Here is a 15,589-nt window from a genome sequence, read left to right as displayed (position 1 = left end):
TCAATGGCCGGCTGGCAGCGCCGGGGCGGGTGCCCCCTGGCGCCGGTGGAACAGCCGCTCCAGCTGCAAGTATATGACTGGCGTGGTGAACAGTGTCAGCGCCTGGCTTACCAGCAGCCCACCTACCACCGCCATGCCCAGAGGCTGGCGCAGCTCTGCGCCGGCACCGAAGCCGAACATCAGCGGCAGGGCGCCGAGCAGGGCGGCCAGGGTGGTCATGATGATGGGCCGGAACCGTGTGAGGCAGGCCTTGAAGATGGCATCGTGGGGGGACAGGCCTTCGTGGCGCTGGGCCTCCAGGGCGAAGTCGACCATCAGAATGCCGTTTTTCTTGACGATACCGATCAGCAGCACCAAGCCGATCAGCGCCATGATCGAGAAGTCCTGGCCACACAGCCACAGCATGATCAGCGCCCCGAGGCCGGCCGAGGGCAGGGTGGAGATGATGGTCAGCGGGTGCACGAAGCTTTCGTACAGCACCCCCAGAATGATGTAAACCGCCACCAGTGCCGCCAGGATCAGCCACGGCTGACTGGCCAGCGAACTCTGGAACGCCTGGGCGGCGCCCTGGAAAGTGCCGGTGATGGACGCCGGCATGCCGATTTCGCTCTGCGCGTGGTTGAGTATCTGTACTGCATCGCCCAGGGCTACGCCAGGGGCCAGGTTGAAGGACAGGTTGGCGGCCGGGAACATGCCGTCATGGGCAATGGACAGCGGGCCGATGGTGGGGGCGTCTACCCGCGCGAGCGCCGAGAGCGGCACCATTTCGTTGGTCAGCGGTGAGCGCAGGTAGAAGTAGTTGAGGCTTTCGGCCTTGCCGCGCTGGGCAGCGTCCAGTTCCAGCACCACCTTGTACTGGTTGGTCTCGGTCTGGAATTCGTTGATCTGTCGTTGGCCGAAGGCGTCGTACAGCGCCTGGTCGACATCCGCGGCGCTCAGGCCGAAACGCGCAGCGGCGCTGCGGTCGATGCTGATATGGGTGATGCTGCCCCCCAGTTGCAGGTCGTTGGACAGGTCGCGGAAGGCCGGCAGCGAGCGCAGTTTTTCAGTCAGGCGCTGTGCCCACAGGTTCAGCGTCGGGCCGTCGTTGCTCTTGAGCACGTACTGGTATTGGGCGCGGCTGGGGCCGGAGCTGAGGTTGATGTCCTGGCCGGCGCGCAGGTACAGGACTATGCCCGGCACCCTGGCCAGTTTCGGGCGCAGGCGGTCGATGAATTCGCTGGCCGACACGTCCCGGTCACCGCGGTCTTTGAGGGCAATCCAGAAGCGGCCGTTGGCGATGGTCTGGTTGCTGCCGGTGACGCCCACCGAGTGGGAATAGGCCATCACCGCCGGGTCGGCGCTGACAATCTTCGCCAGTTCCAGATGCTTCTTGATCATGTCCGGGTAGGACACGTCGGCAGCCGCCTCGGTGGTGCCCAGCACGAAGCCGGTGTCTTGCACCGGGAAGAAGCCTTTGGGGATAAGCACGTAGCCACCCACCGCCAGGGCTACCGACAAACCGAAGATGCCGAGCATCAAGCGCTGGTGTGCAAGTGCCTTGCGCAGATAGCGCTCATACCCGGCCAGCAACCGTTCGCTGAAGCCAGGCTTGGCGTCGGGTGTGTGCACGGGGGCGCGCATGAACTTGGCCGCCAGGGTAGGCGCCAGGGTCAGCGACACCACCACGGAAATCAGAATGGTGGAGGTGGCCGTGAGGGCAAATTCCTTGAACAGCCGCCCCACCACGCCCCCCATGAACAGCAGCGGAATGAACGCCGCCACCAGCGAGAAGCTGATCGAGACCACGGTAAAGCCGATCTCCCCGGCGCCCTTCACCGCGGCGTCGCGCATGTTCTCGCCGGCCTCCAGATGGCGGTGGATGTTCTCCACCACCACGATGGCATCGTCGACCACAAAGCCCACGGCAACGACGATGGCCACCAGGGTCAGGTTGTTGAGGCTGAAGCCCAGGGCGTACATCAGCGCGAAGCTGGCGACCAGCGACACGGCCAGCACGCTCGACACGATAAGCGTGGCGGACCATTGCCGCAGGAACAGCGCCATCACCGCCACCACCAGCAGCACGGCGATCAGCAGGGTGGTTTCCACTTCATGCAGCGAAGCGCGGATGGTGCGGGTACGGTCGATCAGCGTGGTCACTTTCACCGAGGCTGGGAGCATGGCTTGCAGGCCGGGCAGGGCGGCCTGCACTCGCTCCACGGTGTCGACGATGTTCGCCCCCGGCTGGCGGGTGATCACCAGGTTCAGCCCCGGTTGGTCACCGGACCAGGCCTGCACATAGGCGTTTTCCGAACCGTGGATGATCTTCGCCACGTCAGTCAGGTGCACAGGGGCACCGTCCTTGTAGGAAATGATCACCTGGGAGTAGTCAGCCGGCTCGAACAGCTGGTCGTTGGCCGAGAACGTGGAAACGCTGGAGTCACTGTACAGCGCACCCTTGGCAAGGTTCAGGCTGGTGTTCTGCAGGGCCACGCGCACGTCCGCCAGGGTCAGGCCGATGGCGGCCAGCTTGTCCGCCGACGCCTGCACACGAATGGCCGGGCGTTGCTGGCCGGTAATGTTGACCAGGCCCACGCCCTCGATCTGGCTGATCTGCCGGGCCAGCAGCGACTCGGCGTAATCGCTCAATTCGGTGCCAGGCATCTGCGAAGAACTGATGCTGTAGATGAGCACCGGGCTGTCCGCCGGGTTGACCTTTTTCCAGGTCGGCAGGGTCGGCATGTCCTTGGGCAGCAGGCCAGCGGCGGTGTTGATGGCGGCTTGCACTTCCTGGGCGGCGGTGTCGATGCTCTTGTCCAGGGTGAACTGCAAGATCAGGTTGGTGGTACCCAGGGCACTGGTGGAGGTCATCTGCGACACCCCGGGGATGGCGCTGAACTGCACCTCCAGGGGCGTTGCCACCGATGACGCCATGGTCTGCGGGCTGGCGCCGGGCAGGGTGGCGCTGACCTGGATAGTGGGGAACTCGGCCTCGGGCAGGGGCGCTACCGCCAGGCGCGGAAACGCGATGCAGCCCAGCAGCACCAGCGCGAAGGTCAACAGCAGGGTTGCCACCGGGTGGTCGATGCACCAGCCCGAGACGCCGCCGCGCACGGTCATGGCTGTGGCTCCGCGACGCTGTCGGCGACGTCGGGTTGCGGTTGGTGAACCACTTCTATATGGCTGCCGGGCTTGAGCCGTGACTGCCCATCGCTGACCAGGGTGTCGCCGGCGGCGACCCCGTCCACCACCGTGAGTTTGCTGTCCTGGTACACCACTTTCACGGGTACCGACTCCACGGTGTCAGCCTTGACCCGGTAGACGTAGTGGTTATCGACACCCCGCTGCACTACCTGGGGCGGCACCACCAGGGCATCGCGCAATACCTCGCTCTGTACGCTGATATTCACCAGCTGGCCGGGCCAGAGCTTCTGCGCGCTATTATCGAATTCAGCCTTGGCGCGCAGGGTGCCGGTGCTGGCCGACACCTGGTTGTCAATCAGGGTCAGGTGGCCCTGGCCCAGCAAGGTGCCGTTATCCGTATCGCCGTCGACGAACGCCTTCACGGCCGCTTGCTGGCTGCCGTGCACCAGCGCCTGAAGGATGGGCAGGCTCTGCTGGGGCAGGGCGAACTCCACGGCAATGGGGTCGATCTGGGTCACGGTGAACAGCCCCTGGGTATCGGTGACACGCAGGAAGTTGCCTTCATCCACGGTGCGAATACCCACGCGGCCAGTCACCGGTGAGCGAATCTGGGTGTAGGACAACTGCACCTGGGCGGCGGCGATGGCGGCCTGGTTACCCTGAATGGTGGCCTTGAGCTGGTCGAACAGGGCTTGCTGCTGGTCGAGCGTCTGGCGCGACACACCATTGTCGACGCTCAGGTCCTTGTAGCGCTTTAGGTTGACGCCGGCCACCTGCAGTTGCGCCTGGCTCTGCCCCAACTGCGCGCGGGCCTGGTCGAGCTCGGCGCGGATGGCGCGGTCATCGATGCTTGCCAGCAGGTCGCCCTGCTTGACCCATTGCCCTTCCTTCACCGCGAGCTTGCTGAGAATGCCATCGATCTGGGGGCGGATGGTCACGCTCTGCAGTGATTGCACGGTACCGATCCCCGACAATGACTTGGCCACGTCCTGGCGTTGCACTTGCACCACCCTGATGGGCACGGCGGCCACGATGGCGGCCTTGTGCTCGGGGCGTTTCCAGTACCACAAGGCAGTGGCGAGCATGAGGATGACGATCAGGGCCAACAGCAGTTTTTTTGTTATCGAGTTGCGCATGCGGAGACTACGCCGGGGTTCAGGGCTGGAAAGGGGGTAATGCTGTCCTTTATATAGCGGCAACCCGGTCGGGAACGTGACGCCTTGCTGTCAGATTTGTCAGGAAACCGGGCTGGCCAGCCCTTTCAACGGGCTGGCATGGCCGCTTCCCGAGCCGCGTGAGGTTCCACAGGCGAACGGTTAACGCTTTGAAATAGGGCATTTCCTACAAGAAAAAGCGAAACGGCCAATGGCAGCATCCCCCCTGATGCCGTGACACTTGGTTGCGTACATATTCCCTTACAAGAGGCCACCCCGTGCTCCATCAGAATTCGGGCAAATGGTTCATCCCCGCCGCACTGTGCATGTCGATGCCCCTGGCGCTATTGGCCCTGTTCATCGCTGGCGAGCGCGTGCACGACTGGTGGCCGCTGGTGAATGTGTTCATCCGGCTGTGAGCTCAGGGTTTGCGCACGCTGATGATCGAGTCCCACTCGCTGACGTGGGCACTGCGGGTTTTCTTGTCGAACAGGCATAGCTCACGGCCGGTGCGGTTCTTCATGTGCGCCTGGGGGTAGCGGCCCTGCAACAACAAGGCGCTGTAACCCACGCTGTCATCGAACTCGGCCGGGCGGCCCACGGCCTGGGTATCCTCGAGCTGGCTGGCGGCCACGCAGGCCTGCAGTACCTGCTGGTCGTGCTCGGCCCAGGCTTCTTCGCTGGACGCCTGGGCGTTGCCCAGGGTGGCGAGGAGTATCAGGCCCAGCGCGGCGCTTTTGAACATGGGAGTCTCCGGGGCAAAGTCAGCAAGTATGCCCGAGCGAATCGCGTAGGTTGCAGCCCGGCGTTGTTACAGAGTATATCGACGAAACTCGAACATGCCCGCCCGGGCATACAGGCGCCGCGCCGCCGTGTTGTCGGCGCGCAGGGTCAGGTCGACCAGCACTTCGCCGCGCTGGCTGTACATGAAAAACAGCTGGGCCAGCAGGGCGGCGCCCAGGCCCTGGCGCCGCGCGTGAGGTTGCACCGCCAGGTGGCGGATGAAGGTGCTGGCCCAGCCCATGGCGAAGCCGGCCAGGCCGTTGGCGTCGAAAACGGTCAGGCACAGGTGGGGGCTGATTTCCGGGTCTGCCTGCAGCTGTTCCAGCCACTGCACGCACGTGAGGCCGGGCTCCAGCTGCTCGGTTTCCAGCAGCAGGGCATGGGCTGCGGGGCCGGTGGCCGGGGCCCAAGGGCGCGACTGCAAGCCATTGGGCCAATGGGCCGGGCCCTGTTCGGGGTCCAGCGCCTTGCGCAACATCAAGCACTCCACCCTGGCGCCTCGCTCAGTCGTCCAGGCCGTTGACCACGCGGGCGGCGCGGATCAGGCACTGGGTAAGCTCGGGGGAGGAGAACTTGGTCAGCACCGCGTTGGCGCCGGCGGCCCGGGCTTTTTCGCTGTTCATCTTGCTGTCCAGGGACGTGTGCAGCAGCACGTACAGGTCTTTGTAGTCCGGCGTCTCGCGCAGGGTGCGGGTCAGCGCGTAGCCGTCCATTTCCGACATCTCGATGTCCGATACCAGCACATTGATCTGCTCAGGGGTACCCTGCAACTCCAGCAACAGGTCGATGGCCTCCCGCGCACTGCGTGCCGTGTGGCAGTGCAGGCCGAGGTTGCGCAAGGTCAGTACCGATTGCTGCAGGGCTACCTGGCTGTCGTCCACTACCAGGATCTTGGCCGTGGCCAGCAGTTGTGCATCATCTTCGCCCAGTTGCTCGGGCGCGGCCACCAGGGGCGCCGGGGTGATGCCGTGGATGACCTTCTCGATGTCCAGCACCTGCACGAGCTTGTCATCGACCCGCGTGACGCCGGTGATGAACGACTTCATGCCCGCGCCGTAAGGTGGCGGGCGGATGTCGGTGGTCAGGCAGTGAACGATCTTGCTCACCGCCTGCACGTGCAGGCCCTGTTTGGAGCGGCTGATATCAGTGACGATCAGGCAGCCGCCATTGGGGTCCAGTAGCGGCAGCTCACCAATGGCACGGCTGAGGTCGATCACCGACAGCGAGTTGCCGCGCAGGGTGGCGACGCCTTTTACATGGGGGTGCGACTCCGGCAGCCGGGTCAGGGAGGGCGTGGGAATGATTTCGCTGACTTTCAGCAGGTTGATAGCCATCAGCTTGCCGCTGCGCAAGGTAAACAGCAGGAGCGAGAGTGAATCTGCGCGGGCATTCTTGGACGACATGGGGACCTTCTTTGTCAGACCGGATCTATTCATTGCCAGGTTTATCGACCCGGCAACCCTTGTCTTTAGCACCATTGAGCCATTACTTGAGCCCTAGCCGCTTGGCCAGGCGGCTTAAGTTCGCGCGGTCCAGGCCCAGGTCCCTGGCCGCAGCCGCCCAATTGCCCGGGTGCCGACCCAGGCTGGCCTGGATCAGCCGCCGCTGGAAGGCATCGGTGGCCTGACGCAGGTCGGCGTCGACGCCCGTCGGCTGGTCGGCGGGTGGCTCGGCTACATCGGGCGTATCACCCATGCGCAGGCCCAGGTCGCTGGCGCTGAGTGTGAGGATAGTCGGGCGCTTGCCCTGCTGCCCCAGGGCCTTGAGTGATGCACGGCCAATCAGGTGCTCCAGCTCCCGCACATTACCGGGCCATGGGTAGCCCAGTAGCGCCTCCTGGGCGTCAGTGCTCAGGCGCAGACTGTTGAGGCCCAGGCGCGAGCGGTTCTGTTCGAGAAAGAAGCCACTGAGCAAGAGGATATCGGCACCGCGCGCCCGCAGGGGGGGCACCAGCAGCGGGTACACGCTGAGGCGGTGGTAGAAGTCGGCCCGGTAACGGCCTTCGCGCACTTCTTCGGCGAGGTCGCGGTTGGTCGCGGCGATCAGGCGCACATCCACTCGGTGCTCGCGGTCGGAGCCCAGCCGCTGCAGTTGGCCACTCTGCAGTACCCGCAACAGCTTGGCCTGCACGGTCAATGACAACTCGCCCACCTCGTCCAGGAAGAGTGTGCCGCCATTGGCCAGTTCGAACTTGCCGCGGCGTTCGCTGGTGGCGCCGGTGAACGCACCCCGCACATGGCCGAACAGTTCGCTTTCCACCAGGGTGTCGGGCAGGGCAGCGCAGTTGAGGCTGACCATCGGTTGCCCGGCGCGGCTGGAGGCCTGGTGAATGGCCTGGGCCACCAATTCCTTGCCCACGCCGGTTTCGCCCGTGATCAGCACGGTCAGGTCGCTGCTGCCCACCAAACGCGTCTCGTCCACCAACCGTTTCAGGGCGGGGCTCTGGCCGATCATTTCCCGGGGTTGCTGGTCACTGGCCTGGCGGTAGAACTCGGCCCGCTGGTGTTCGTTTTCGGCACGCAGGGCCAGGTGGTCGATACGCTGCGCTACGGTGACGGTCGCGGCCGCCATGCTGGCGAAGGCTTGCAGGGCTTCCAGGTCGAGGCTGTCGAAACGTTGCGGGTCAAGGGCATCAAGGGTCAGCAAGCCCCAGGGGTGCTCGTCGACGAACAGCGGGCAACCGAGGCAATCGTGCACGAGCAGGTCTTCGTGCAGCCCCTCGACCAGGCCGTCGTATGGGTCGGGAAGCGTCGTGTCGACATCGAAACGGGTAGGGCCGGGGCTGGCCAGCAGCCTCTCGAACCGCGGGTGCTCGCTGACCTTGAAGCGGCGGCCCAGGGTATCAGTGCTGAGGCCATCCACTGCCAGGGGTACCAGGACATCGCCTTCCAGCCGCAACAGGGCCGTGGCGTCGCAAGGCAGCAGGTTGCGCAAGGTCTGCAACAGGCGGCGGTAACGCTCCTGTTCGGGCAAGTCCCGTGACAGGTCCGAGACCAGGGGAAGCAGGGCAGTGAGCAGTGGTTTTGCAGTCATATTGACCTCGCGTAGTCAAACTGACTATACGCGCTTCGTGGTCAATATGACTCGATAATATTTAAGATGTTGTTTTTAAAGGAAAATATTAATGGCACGGATACTGATACTGCTGAAGTGACTTTTTACTCAAGGCTCAAGGAGTTACCTCATGCTCAGTGCCCAGGACCGCGCCATCGTCAAAGCCACCGTCCCCCTGCTGGAAAGCGGCGGCGAAGCGCTCACTACCCATTTCTACCGTACCCTGCTGGAAGAGAACCCGGGCGTGCGCCCGTTGTTCAACCAGGCTCACCAGGCCAATGGTGACCAACCCCGCGCCCTGGCCAACGGCGTACTGATGTACGCTCGGCACATCGACGAACTCGACCAACTGGGTGGTCTGGTGGCGCGCATCATCAACAAGCACGTGGCTTTGCAGATCCAGGCCGAGCACTACCCTATCGTCGGGGCCTGCCTGCTGCGCGCCATCGAGGATGTGCTGGGCAGCGATATCGCGACCCCCGATGTGCTGGCCGCCTGGGGCAATGCTTACCAGCAGTTGGCCGACATTCTGATGGGCGCCGAGGCCGAGGTGTATCAGCACAAGGCAGAGGCACCGGGTGGTTGGCGCGGTGGCCGCGCGTTCAAGCTGGCGGCGCGGGTCGAAGAAAGCGCGGAAATCGTTTCCTTCTATTTCGAGCCTGTGGATGGCCGCGCGGTTCTGGACTTCAGTGCCGGGCAGTACATTGGCATCAAGGTCATGATCGAGGGGCAGGAGCACCGCCGCACCTATTCGCTGTCGGCATTGTTGAACGCTGGCCAGTACCGTATCAGCGTCAAGCGAGAGGCAGGCGGCAAGGTCTCGGGGTTCCTGCATGACCACTTGAAAGTGGGTGACCAGGTTGAGCTGTTCCCGCCGGCCGGCGAGTTCGTGCTTCACGGCGGCACCAAGCCGCTGGTATTGATCAGTGGCGGGGTAGGTATTACCCCGACCTTGGCCATGCTGGAGGCGGCACTTCCCAGTGGGCGGCCCATTCACTTCATTCATTGTGCGCGCAACAGCGCCGCCCATGGGTTTCGCGCTTGGGTGGACGGCCTGGCAGCACAACACCCGCAGCTCAAGCGCTTCTATTGCTACGATGATGTTGACGGGCTGCTGAGCCAGGAGCGGCTGGACGCCTGGCTGCCGGCCGAGCGTGACCTGGATGCCTATTTCCTGGGCCCCAAGGGCTTCATGAAAGCGGTAAGCGGCCATCTCAAGGCGCTGGGCGTGCCGCAAGGCCAGGCGCACCATGAATTCTTCGGGCCGGCCGCTGCCCTGGAATGAACAAAGAGGGGAGGGGCCGTGGCGGGTGGGTTAATGCTGGGATAATTTCCCTGCTATTAACTCCAACATCCTGCAGCAGTTTAGGAACCTTCCTGTTTATTCGGGGTCTTGGGGAGCGTGTAGACTGGCGGGCGAAATGACTCGGTACGCCGATCCACACCTATGAAAGGACAAGCAATGAGCGATGTGAAATTGCAGCTGAGCCGCGAAAAGCGTTTTCTGGTCTTGCTGGGCATCATCTGCCTGGCGCTGGTAGGCGGTGCGCTGTACATGCAGGTGGTGCTTCAGGAAATGCCGTGCCCGCTGTGCATCCTGCAACGCTATGCGCTGCTGTTCATTGCCCTGTTCGCTTTCATCGGCGCCGCCATGCCCGGCAAGCGCAGCCTCACGGTGTTCGAAGCCCTGGTGGTGGTGAGCGCCATCGGTGGCGCGGTGGCCGCGGGCAATCATGTCTACGTGCTCGCCAACCCGTCGGTAAGCTGCGGCGTCGACGTTCTGCAGCCTTTCGTCGACGGCCTCCCCATGGCCGATGCCTGGCCCCTGGTGTTCCAGGTCGGCGGCTTCTGCACCACCGCCTACCCACCCGTGCTGGGGCTGTCGCTCGCCCAGTGGGCTCTGGTAGCCTTCGCACTCACCATCGTTCTGGTGCCGCTTGGCATCTGGCGCAACCGTCGCAAAGGGTGAAAAGCCGCTCGGTTACAAATCATTATTCGTGCCTGTTTTGCTCCCTTCGGGGGGCGTGACCGATAAGCACAGACCTTTTGTACGGGCTTTATCCCTAGCAAACATAGGCTTTTAGCGGTGTGGCAGGGGGTGCGACATCGTGTCGCAAGGCCTTGAAAGTGGGGGTCATTGTTGCATAATCAGAAACTTATTGTTGCTAAATAAGCCATAGTCAATGATTCCTGAGGTATCTACAATCCCCGCAAAATCGCTCGGCCAGGCGCCTCGAACCGCTGGAACAGAAGGCAAACCGCCCTCTTGAACGGCACTCAAGGCCACGTCGGGCGCGGGGTTCAAGAACCCGCCTTGTGAATGCGCAGCCAAATGGATTTGGTTTGCAGACAGGCTATTGCCGATAAGAATTTACCGCACCACACAGGTCTGCCAAACAGCAGCAGCTGATCTCTAGGCATGCCCGTATCCAACTCGATAAATGCTGACGCTTGGCAGGACGAAGTGTTGGCGATCAAAACACAATTGCACTGATGCAAGCTGCTTAGAGGTCGTGAGATGAGCAAAAAGCGTTACCCCAGACTGTTTGGCATATTGCCCTTTTTCGGCATGCTTTTTCTCGGTGGTTGCAAGTGGACCCTGCTTGACCCGAAAGGGCCTATCGGTCTCGACGAGAGAAACCTGATCATTACCGCTACCCTGCTGATGCTGCTGGTGGTGGTACCTGTCATTGTCATGACCGTCGTGTTCGCGTGGAAGTATCGCGCTACCAACACCGCGGCCAAGTACACGCCGGACTGGAACCACTCCACCAAGATCGAAGCCGTGGTGTGGGGCATCCCGCTCTGCCTGCTGATCGTGCTGGGCGTGATCACCTACAAGTCGACCCACGCTCTCGACCCGTATCGCCCGATCGAGTCCGACGTCAAGCCGATCACCATCCAGGTTGTCTCGCTGGACTGGAAGTGGCTGTTCATCTACCCGGACCAGGGCATCGCCACCGTCAACAAGATCGTCTTCCCGGCCAACACCCCGGTGAACTTCCGCATCACGTCGGATTCGGTGATGAACTCGTTCTTCATCCCGGGCCTGGGCGGCCAGATCTACTCGATGGCCGGCATGACTACCCAGTTGCACCTGCTGGCCAGCCAGCCGCATGAATTCGATGGTATCTCCGCCAACTACAGTGGCGAAGGTTTCACCGGCATGAAGTTCAAGGCAATCGCCACCACCCAGGCGGATTTCGATGCATGGGTCAACGAAGCAAAGAATTCACCTAAACAGCTTGATTCGGCTGAGTACGCTGCCCTGGCCAAACCAAGCGAGAAGAATCCTGTCGCGCTTTATTCCTCGTACGCACCAAACCTGTTCCAGACCATCATCAACAAGTATGAAGGTATGAACCCAGGCCACGTCGCGCACGAAGGCAAGGAAGTCGCCGGCATGGAAGGTATGGAAGGTATGGACATGGGTTCGCATTCAGCTGCTGGGGCAGAGGAGTAAACGATGTTTGGTAAATTAACTTTGGAAGCGATCCCCTTCCATGTCCCGATAGTGATGGTCACAATCAGTGCGATCATCCTGGGTGGACTGGCGCTGGTCGGGGCGATCACTTACTTCAAGAAATGGTCCTACCTGTGGACCGAATGGCTGACTTCGGTCGACCACAAGAAAATTGGCGTGATGTACATCGTCGTCGCCATGGTGATGTTGGTGCGTGGTTTTGCCGACGCCCTGATGATGCGTTCGCAGCTTGCCTTGTCCGCCAACGGCGGCGAGGGCTACCTGCCGCCTGAACACTATGACCAGATCTTCACCGCCCACGGTGTGATCATGATCATCTTCATGGCGATGCCTTTCTTCACCGGCCTGATGAACCTTGCAGTTCCACTGCAGATCGGCGCCCGTGACGTTGCGTTCCCGTTCCTGAACTCCCTGAGCTTCTGGCTGCTGGTATCCGGTGTGGTACTGATCAACCTGTCGCTGGGCGTCGGTGAATTCGCACGTACCGGTTGGGTTGCCTATCCGCCGCTGTCGGAACTGGGCTATAGCCCGGGCGTGGGTGTGGACTACTACATCTGGGCACTGCAGCTGTCGGGTATCGGTACAACGCTGACCGGTGTGAACTTCCTGGTCACCGTGCTGAAAATGCGTACCCCAGGCATGAAACTGATGGACATGCCTATCTTCACCTGGACCTGCACCTGGGCAAACGTCCTGATCGCGGCTTCGTTCCCGATCCTGACCGCTACCCTGGCCCTGCTGACCCTCGATCGTTATATGGACTTCCATATCTTCACGAACGAGCTGGGCGGCAACCCGATGATGTACGTCAACCTGTTCTGGGCATGGGGTCACCCTGAGGTGTACATCCTGATCCTGCCAGCGTTCGGCGTGTTCTCCGAAGTGGTATCGACCTTCTCCGGCAAGCGTCTGTTCGGCCACGTGTCGATGATTCTGGCTTCCGGCTGCATCGCGGTACTGGGCTTCATGGTATGGCTGCACCACTTCTTCACCATGGGTTCGGGCGCCAGCGTCAACTCCTTCTTCGGGTTGGCAACGATGCTCATTGCGATCCCGACGGGTGTGAAGCTGTTCAACTGGCTGTTCACCATCTACCAGGGCCGCCTGCGCTTCACCGCGCCGGTCATGTGGACCCTGGGCTTCATGATCACCTTCTCGATCGGCGGCATGACCGGCGTACTGCTGGCCATTCCTGGTGCTGACTTCGTTCTGCACAACAGCCTGTTCGTCGTGGCTCACTTCCACAACGTGATCATCGGTGGTGCTGTATTCGGTTACATCGCTGGTTTCGCCTACTGGTTCCCTAAAGCGTTCGGCTTCACCCTGAACGAGAAGTGGGGCAAGGCTGCCTTCTGGTTCTGGATCTCGGGCTTCTACGTCGCCTTCATGCCACTGTACGCGCTGGGCTTCATGGGCATGACCCGTCGTCTGAACCACACCGACAACCCGGACTGGACCCCGTACCTGTACGTGGCCATGGGCGGTGCGCTGCTGATCCTGGCCGGTATCGCTTGCCAGTTCATCCAGCTGTACGTTTCCATCCGTGACCGTGAGCAGAACCGCGACGTGACCGGTGACCCGTACAACGGTCATACCCTGGAATGGCAGACTTCGTCGCCACCTCCGTTCTACAACTTCGCCGTGCTGCCGCAAGTACACGACATCGACGCCTTCACCGATGCCAAGCGCAAAGGTACCGCCTACTCGGTTCCGACCAAGTACACGGATATCCACATGCCTAACAACACCGCCAGCGGCCTGGTCATCAGTGCCTTCCTGACCGTGTTCGGTTTCGCCATGATCTGGCACATCTTCTGGCTGGCCGCCGTTGGCCTGGCCGGTGCGGTGATCTACTTCATCATCCACGCCGCGCGTGATGATCAAGGCTACATGGTCCCTGCAGCAGAAGTGGCTCGCATCGAAGGCGAACGTCAACAAATCTTGGCGAAAGCAAACGTGGCCGGTGTCTCCAAGACCCCCGTCAACGCGCTTGAACAGGCTTAAACAATGTCGAACATAGTATTGAACGCTGGAACTGCCCATGGTCACGACCATGGGCACGACGACCACGAACACCATGATGCGGGTCCCATGACCGTATTTGGTTTCTGGATCTACCTGATGACGGACTGCATTCTGTTCGCATCGCTGTTCGCTGCCTACGCGGTACTGTCGGGCAACGTGGCAGGTGGTCCGTCGGGTCATGACATCTTCGAACTGCCGTACGTGCTGGGCGAAACGGCCTGCCTGCTGCTCAGCTCCATCACCTACGGCTTCGCCATGCTGGCGCTGCACAAAGGTAACAAGGGCGGCGTACTGGGTTGGTTGTTCATCACCTTCCTGTTCGGCCTGGGCTTCATCGGCATGGAGATCAACGAGTTCCACAAGCTGATCTCCGAAGGCTTCGGCCCGCAACGCAGCGGCTTCCTGTCCGGCTTCTTCACGCTGGTCGGCACCCACGGTGCCCACGTGACCAGTGGCCTGATCTGGATGGCTGTGATGATGTACCAGGTGTCCAAGCACGGCCTGACTCCGACCAACAACACGCGCCTCAGCTGCCTGAGCTTGTTCTGGCACTTCCTGGACGTGGTCTGGATCTGCGTGTTCACCGTTGTCTACCTGATGGGGGTTCTGTAATGGCTAACGCTCATTCCCACGACACTGGCAGCCACGGCAGCTTCAAGTCGTACATGATCGGCTTCGTGCTTTCGATCATCCTGACCGCCATTCCGTTTGGTCTGGTGATGTACCCGACGTTCTCCAAGTCCGCGACCCTGGTCCTGATTCTGGCGTTCGCCGTCATCCAGGTGCTGGTGCACCTGGTGTACTTCCTGCACCTGGATCGCAGCGAAGCGCAGCGCAACAACGTGATTGCGTTCGTGTTCGCCGGCATCGTCATCGCGCTTCTGGTGGGTCTGGCGCTGTGGATCATGTTCAGCATCCATACCATCATGATGGCGCACTGAGGAAAACTGCATGTCCGTTAAGCACTTTATCCAAATCACCAAACCGGGGATCATTTTCGGTAACGTGCTTTCTGTGGCAGGCGGCTTTTTCCTGGCCTCGCAAGGGCATGTCGATTTCGCCCTTTTCCTGGCCACGGTGATTGGTACTTCACTGGTGGTGGCGTCCGGTTGTGCATTCAACAACTGCATTGACCGCGACATCGACGTGAAGATGGAACGCACCAAGAACCGCGCACTGGTCCAGGGCCTGATCTCGTTGAAGGTCGCCCTGGCCTACGCCACCCTGCTGGGTGTGGCGGGCCTGGCCATGCTGTACAAGATGGCCAACCCGCTGGCGGCCTTGGGCGGCCTGATCGGCTTCATCATCTACGTGGGTTTCTACAGCCTGTATCTGAAGCGCAAATCGGTACACGGTACCCTGGTCGGCAGCCTCTCCGGAGCCATGCCGCCCGTCATCGGGTACGTTGCCGTCAGCGGCCACTTCGATATGGCAGCATTGACCCTGCTGGTGATGTTCAGCCTCTGGCAAATGCCGCATTCCTATGCCATCGCGATCTTCCGCTTCAACGACTACCTGGCCGCATCGATTCCGGTGCTGCCAGTCAAGCGTGGCATCGTTGTAGCCAAGAAACACATCCTGCTCTACATCCTGGCGTTCCTGCTGGCGACCCTCATGCTGACCCTTGGTGGTTACGCAGGCATGAGCTACCTGGCAGTGGCGGCAGCGATGGGCATGTACTGGCTGTACATGGCCTGGACCGGTTACAAGGCAGTTGATGACAAGGTGTGGGCACGCAAGCTGTTCGTGTTCTCCATCTTCACCATCACGGCCCTGAGTGTGATGATGTCCCTGGACTTCAAGGCGCCGACGGAGCTGTTGCTGACCTACGCTCACTGAGTGTCGGCCAGCTGACTCGATCGCTGTCCTGCTGCACTGATGAAACGCCCCGTACCGAAAGGTCCGGGGCGTTTTTGTTTGTGCATGGCCTTGAGGCAAATACCGCTGATTTCTGTTTTTCAGT

Annotated in this window: 14 protein-coding genes; 8 read left to right on the top strand and 6 right to left on the bottom strand. The window is 61.6% G+C overall.

Annotated elements, in window-relative coordinates:
- Positions 1–3,102 carry a multidrug efflux RND transporter permease subunit gene (locus QBK88_RS19440; protein ID WP_277963308.1) on the bottom strand — a complete coding sequence of 1,034 codons (3,102 nt, stop codon included), beginning with the start codon at positions 3,100–3,102 and terminating at the stop codon, positions 1–3.
- The gene (locus tag QBK88_RS19435) at positions 3,099–4,262 is read right to left on the bottom strand and encodes an efflux RND transporter periplasmic adaptor subunit (RefSeq protein ID WP_277963307.1); all 1,164 of its coding nucleotides are present in this window, start codon (positions 4,260–4,262) and stop codon (positions 3,099–3,101) included. Before QBK88_RS19435 ends, QBK88_RS19440 begins: the two co-directional genes overlap by 4 nt.
- A 296-nt stretch (positions 4,263–4,558) precedes the next feature.
- Between QBK88_RS19435 and QBK88_RS19430 the strand changes: the two genes are divergently transcribed.
- Positions 4,559–4,699 carry a hypothetical protein gene (locus QBK88_RS19430; protein WP_277963306.1) on the top strand — a complete coding sequence of 47 codons (141 nt, stop codon included), beginning with the start codon at positions 4,559–4,561 and terminating at the stop codon, positions 4,697–4,699.
- Positions 4,700–4,701: 2 nt separating this feature from the next.
- On the opposite strand, the gene QBK88_RS19425 is transcribed toward QBK88_RS19430, so the two are convergent.
- The 4 genes from QBK88_RS19425 to norR form a co-directional block, all read right to left on the bottom strand.
- Positions 4,702–5,025: a hypothetical protein gene (locus tag QBK88_RS19425; protein WP_277963305.1), complete on the bottom strand. Its 324-nt coding sequence runs from the start codon at positions 5,023–5,025 to the stop codon at positions 4,702–4,704.
- A 66-nt stretch (positions 5,026–5,091) separates the two neighbouring features.
- Positions 5,092–5,541 (bottom strand): GNAT family N-acetyltransferase, encoded by a 450-nt coding sequence (locus QBK88_RS19420; protein WP_277963304.1) that lies wholly within the window; start codon positions 5,539–5,541, stop codon positions 5,092–5,094.
- Positions 5,542–5,566: 25 nt separating this feature from the next.
- Positions 5,567–6,466 (bottom strand): chemotaxis protein, encoded by a 900-nt coding sequence (locus QBK88_RS19415; protein WP_268145222.1) that lies wholly within the window; start codon positions 6,464–6,466, stop codon positions 5,567–5,569.
- A gap of 82 nt (positions 6,467–6,548) precedes the next feature.
- Positions 6,549–8,096, bottom strand: coding sequence for a nitric oxide reductase transcriptional regulator NorR (norR, locus tag QBK88_RS19410; protein ID WP_277963303.1), 1,548 nt, complete (start codon positions 8,094–8,096; stop codon positions 6,549–6,551).
- A 151-nt stretch (positions 8,097–8,247) separates the two neighbouring features.
- Here norR and hmpA point away from each other — a divergent pair, with 151 nt between their 5' ends.
- From hmpA to cyoE, 7 genes are all read left to right on the top strand, one after another.
- Entirely contained in the window at positions 8,248–9,402 is a 1,155-nt protein-coding gene (hmpA, locus tag QBK88_RS19405; protein WP_277963302.1) for an NO-inducible flavohemoprotein, read from the top strand.
- 177 nt (positions 9,403–9,579) lie between these two features.
- Positions 9,580–10,086, top strand: a complete 507-nt coding sequence (locus tag QBK88_RS19400; protein WP_277963301.1) for a disulfide bond formation protein B — start codon at positions 9,580–9,582, stop codon at positions 10,084–10,086.
- A 549-nt stretch (positions 10,087–10,635) separates the two neighbouring features.
- Positions 10,636–11,580, top strand: a complete 945-nt coding sequence (gene cyoA / locus QBK88_RS19395) for a ubiquinol oxidase subunit II (RefSeq protein WP_277963300.1) — start codon at positions 10,636–10,638, stop codon at positions 11,578–11,580.
- Between the two features lie 3 nt (positions 11,581–11,583).
- Positions 11,584–13,605: a cytochrome o ubiquinol oxidase subunit I gene (gene cyoB / locus QBK88_RS19390; RefSeq protein WP_277963299.1), complete on the top strand. Its 2,022-nt coding sequence runs from the start codon at positions 11,584–11,586 to the stop codon at positions 13,603–13,605.
- A gap of 3 nt (positions 13,606–13,608) precedes the next feature.
- Positions 13,609–14,238: a cytochrome o ubiquinol oxidase subunit III gene (gene cyoC / locus QBK88_RS19385; protein WP_277963298.1), complete on the top strand. Its 630-nt coding sequence runs from the start codon at positions 13,609–13,611 to the stop codon at positions 14,236–14,238.
- Entirely contained in the window at positions 14,238–14,567 is a 330-nt protein-coding gene (cyoD, locus tag QBK88_RS19380; protein WP_277963297.1) for a cytochrome o ubiquinol oxidase subunit IV, read from the top strand. The genes cyoC and cyoD overlap by 1 nt, the downstream gene beginning before the upstream one ends.
- Positions 14,568–14,577: 10 nt before the next feature.
- On the top strand, positions 14,578–15,465 hold the full coding sequence (gene cyoE / locus QBK88_RS19375) for a heme o synthase (protein ID WP_158154427.1): 888 nt from the start codon (positions 14,578–14,580) through the stop codon (positions 15,463–15,465).
- Positions 15,466–15,589 lie beyond the last annotated feature (124 nt).

The sequence above is a fragment of the Pseudomonas sp. RIT-To-2 genome (assembly GCF_029623465.1).
Taxonomy (GTDB): Bacteria; Pseudomonadota; Gammaproteobacteria; order Pseudomonadales; family Pseudomonadaceae; genus Aquipseudomonas; species Aquipseudomonas silvicola.
Note: the sequence above shows the minus strand (reverse complement) of the source record. Positions and strands in the feature narration are given on the sequence as shown.

Bases quoted from the DNA above. Each gene is read 5' to 3' on its own strand.
- QBK88_RS19415 (WP_268145222.1), bottom strand. From the start codon at position 6,466: ATGTCGTCCAAGAATGCCCGCGCAGATTCACTCTCGCTCCTGCTGTTT.
- cyoA (WP_277963300.1), top strand. From the start codon at position 10,636: ATGAGCAAAAAGCGTTACCCCAGACTGTTTGGCATATTGCCCTTTTTC.
- cyoB (WP_277963299.1), top strand. From the start codon at position 11,584: ATGTTTGGTAAATTAACTTTGGAAGCGATCCCCTTCCATGTCCCGATA.
- hmpA (WP_277963302.1), top strand. From the start codon at position 8,248: ATGCTCAGTGCCCAGGACCGCGCCATCGTCAAAGCCACCGTCCCCCTG.
- QBK88_RS19435 (WP_277963307.1), bottom strand. From the start codon at position 4,262: ATGCGCAACTCGATAACAAAAAAACTGCTGTTGGCCCTGATCGTCATC.
- cyoC (WP_277963298.1), top strand. From the start codon at position 13,609: ATGTCGAACATAGTATTGAACGCTGGAACTGCCCATGGTCACGACCAT.
- QBK88_RS19400 (WP_277963301.1), top strand. From the start codon at position 9,580: ATGAGCGATGTGAAATTGCAGCTGAGCCGCGAAAAGCGTTTTCTGGTC.
- QBK88_RS19440 (WP_277963308.1), bottom strand. From the start codon at position 3,102: ATGACCGTGCGCGGCGGCGTCTCGGGCTGGTGCATCGACCACCCGGTG.
- cyoD (WP_277963297.1), top strand. From the start codon at position 14,238: ATGGCTAACGCTCATTCCCACGACACTGGCAGCCACGGCAGCTTCAAG.
- norR (WP_277963303.1), bottom strand. From the start codon at position 8,096: ATGACTGCAAAACCACTGCTCACTGCCCTGCTTCCCCTGGTCTCGGAC.
- QBK88_RS19425 (WP_277963305.1), bottom strand. From the start codon at position 5,025: ATGTTCAAAAGCGCCGCGCTGGGCCTGATACTCCTCGCCACCCTGGGC.
- cyoE (WP_158154427.1), top strand. From the start codon at position 14,578: ATGTCCGTTAAGCACTTTATCCAAATCACCAAACCGGGGATCATTTTC.
- QBK88_RS19420 (WP_277963304.1), bottom strand. From the start codon at position 5,541: ATGTTGCGCAAGGCGCTGGACCCCGAACAGGGCCCGGCCCATTGGCCC.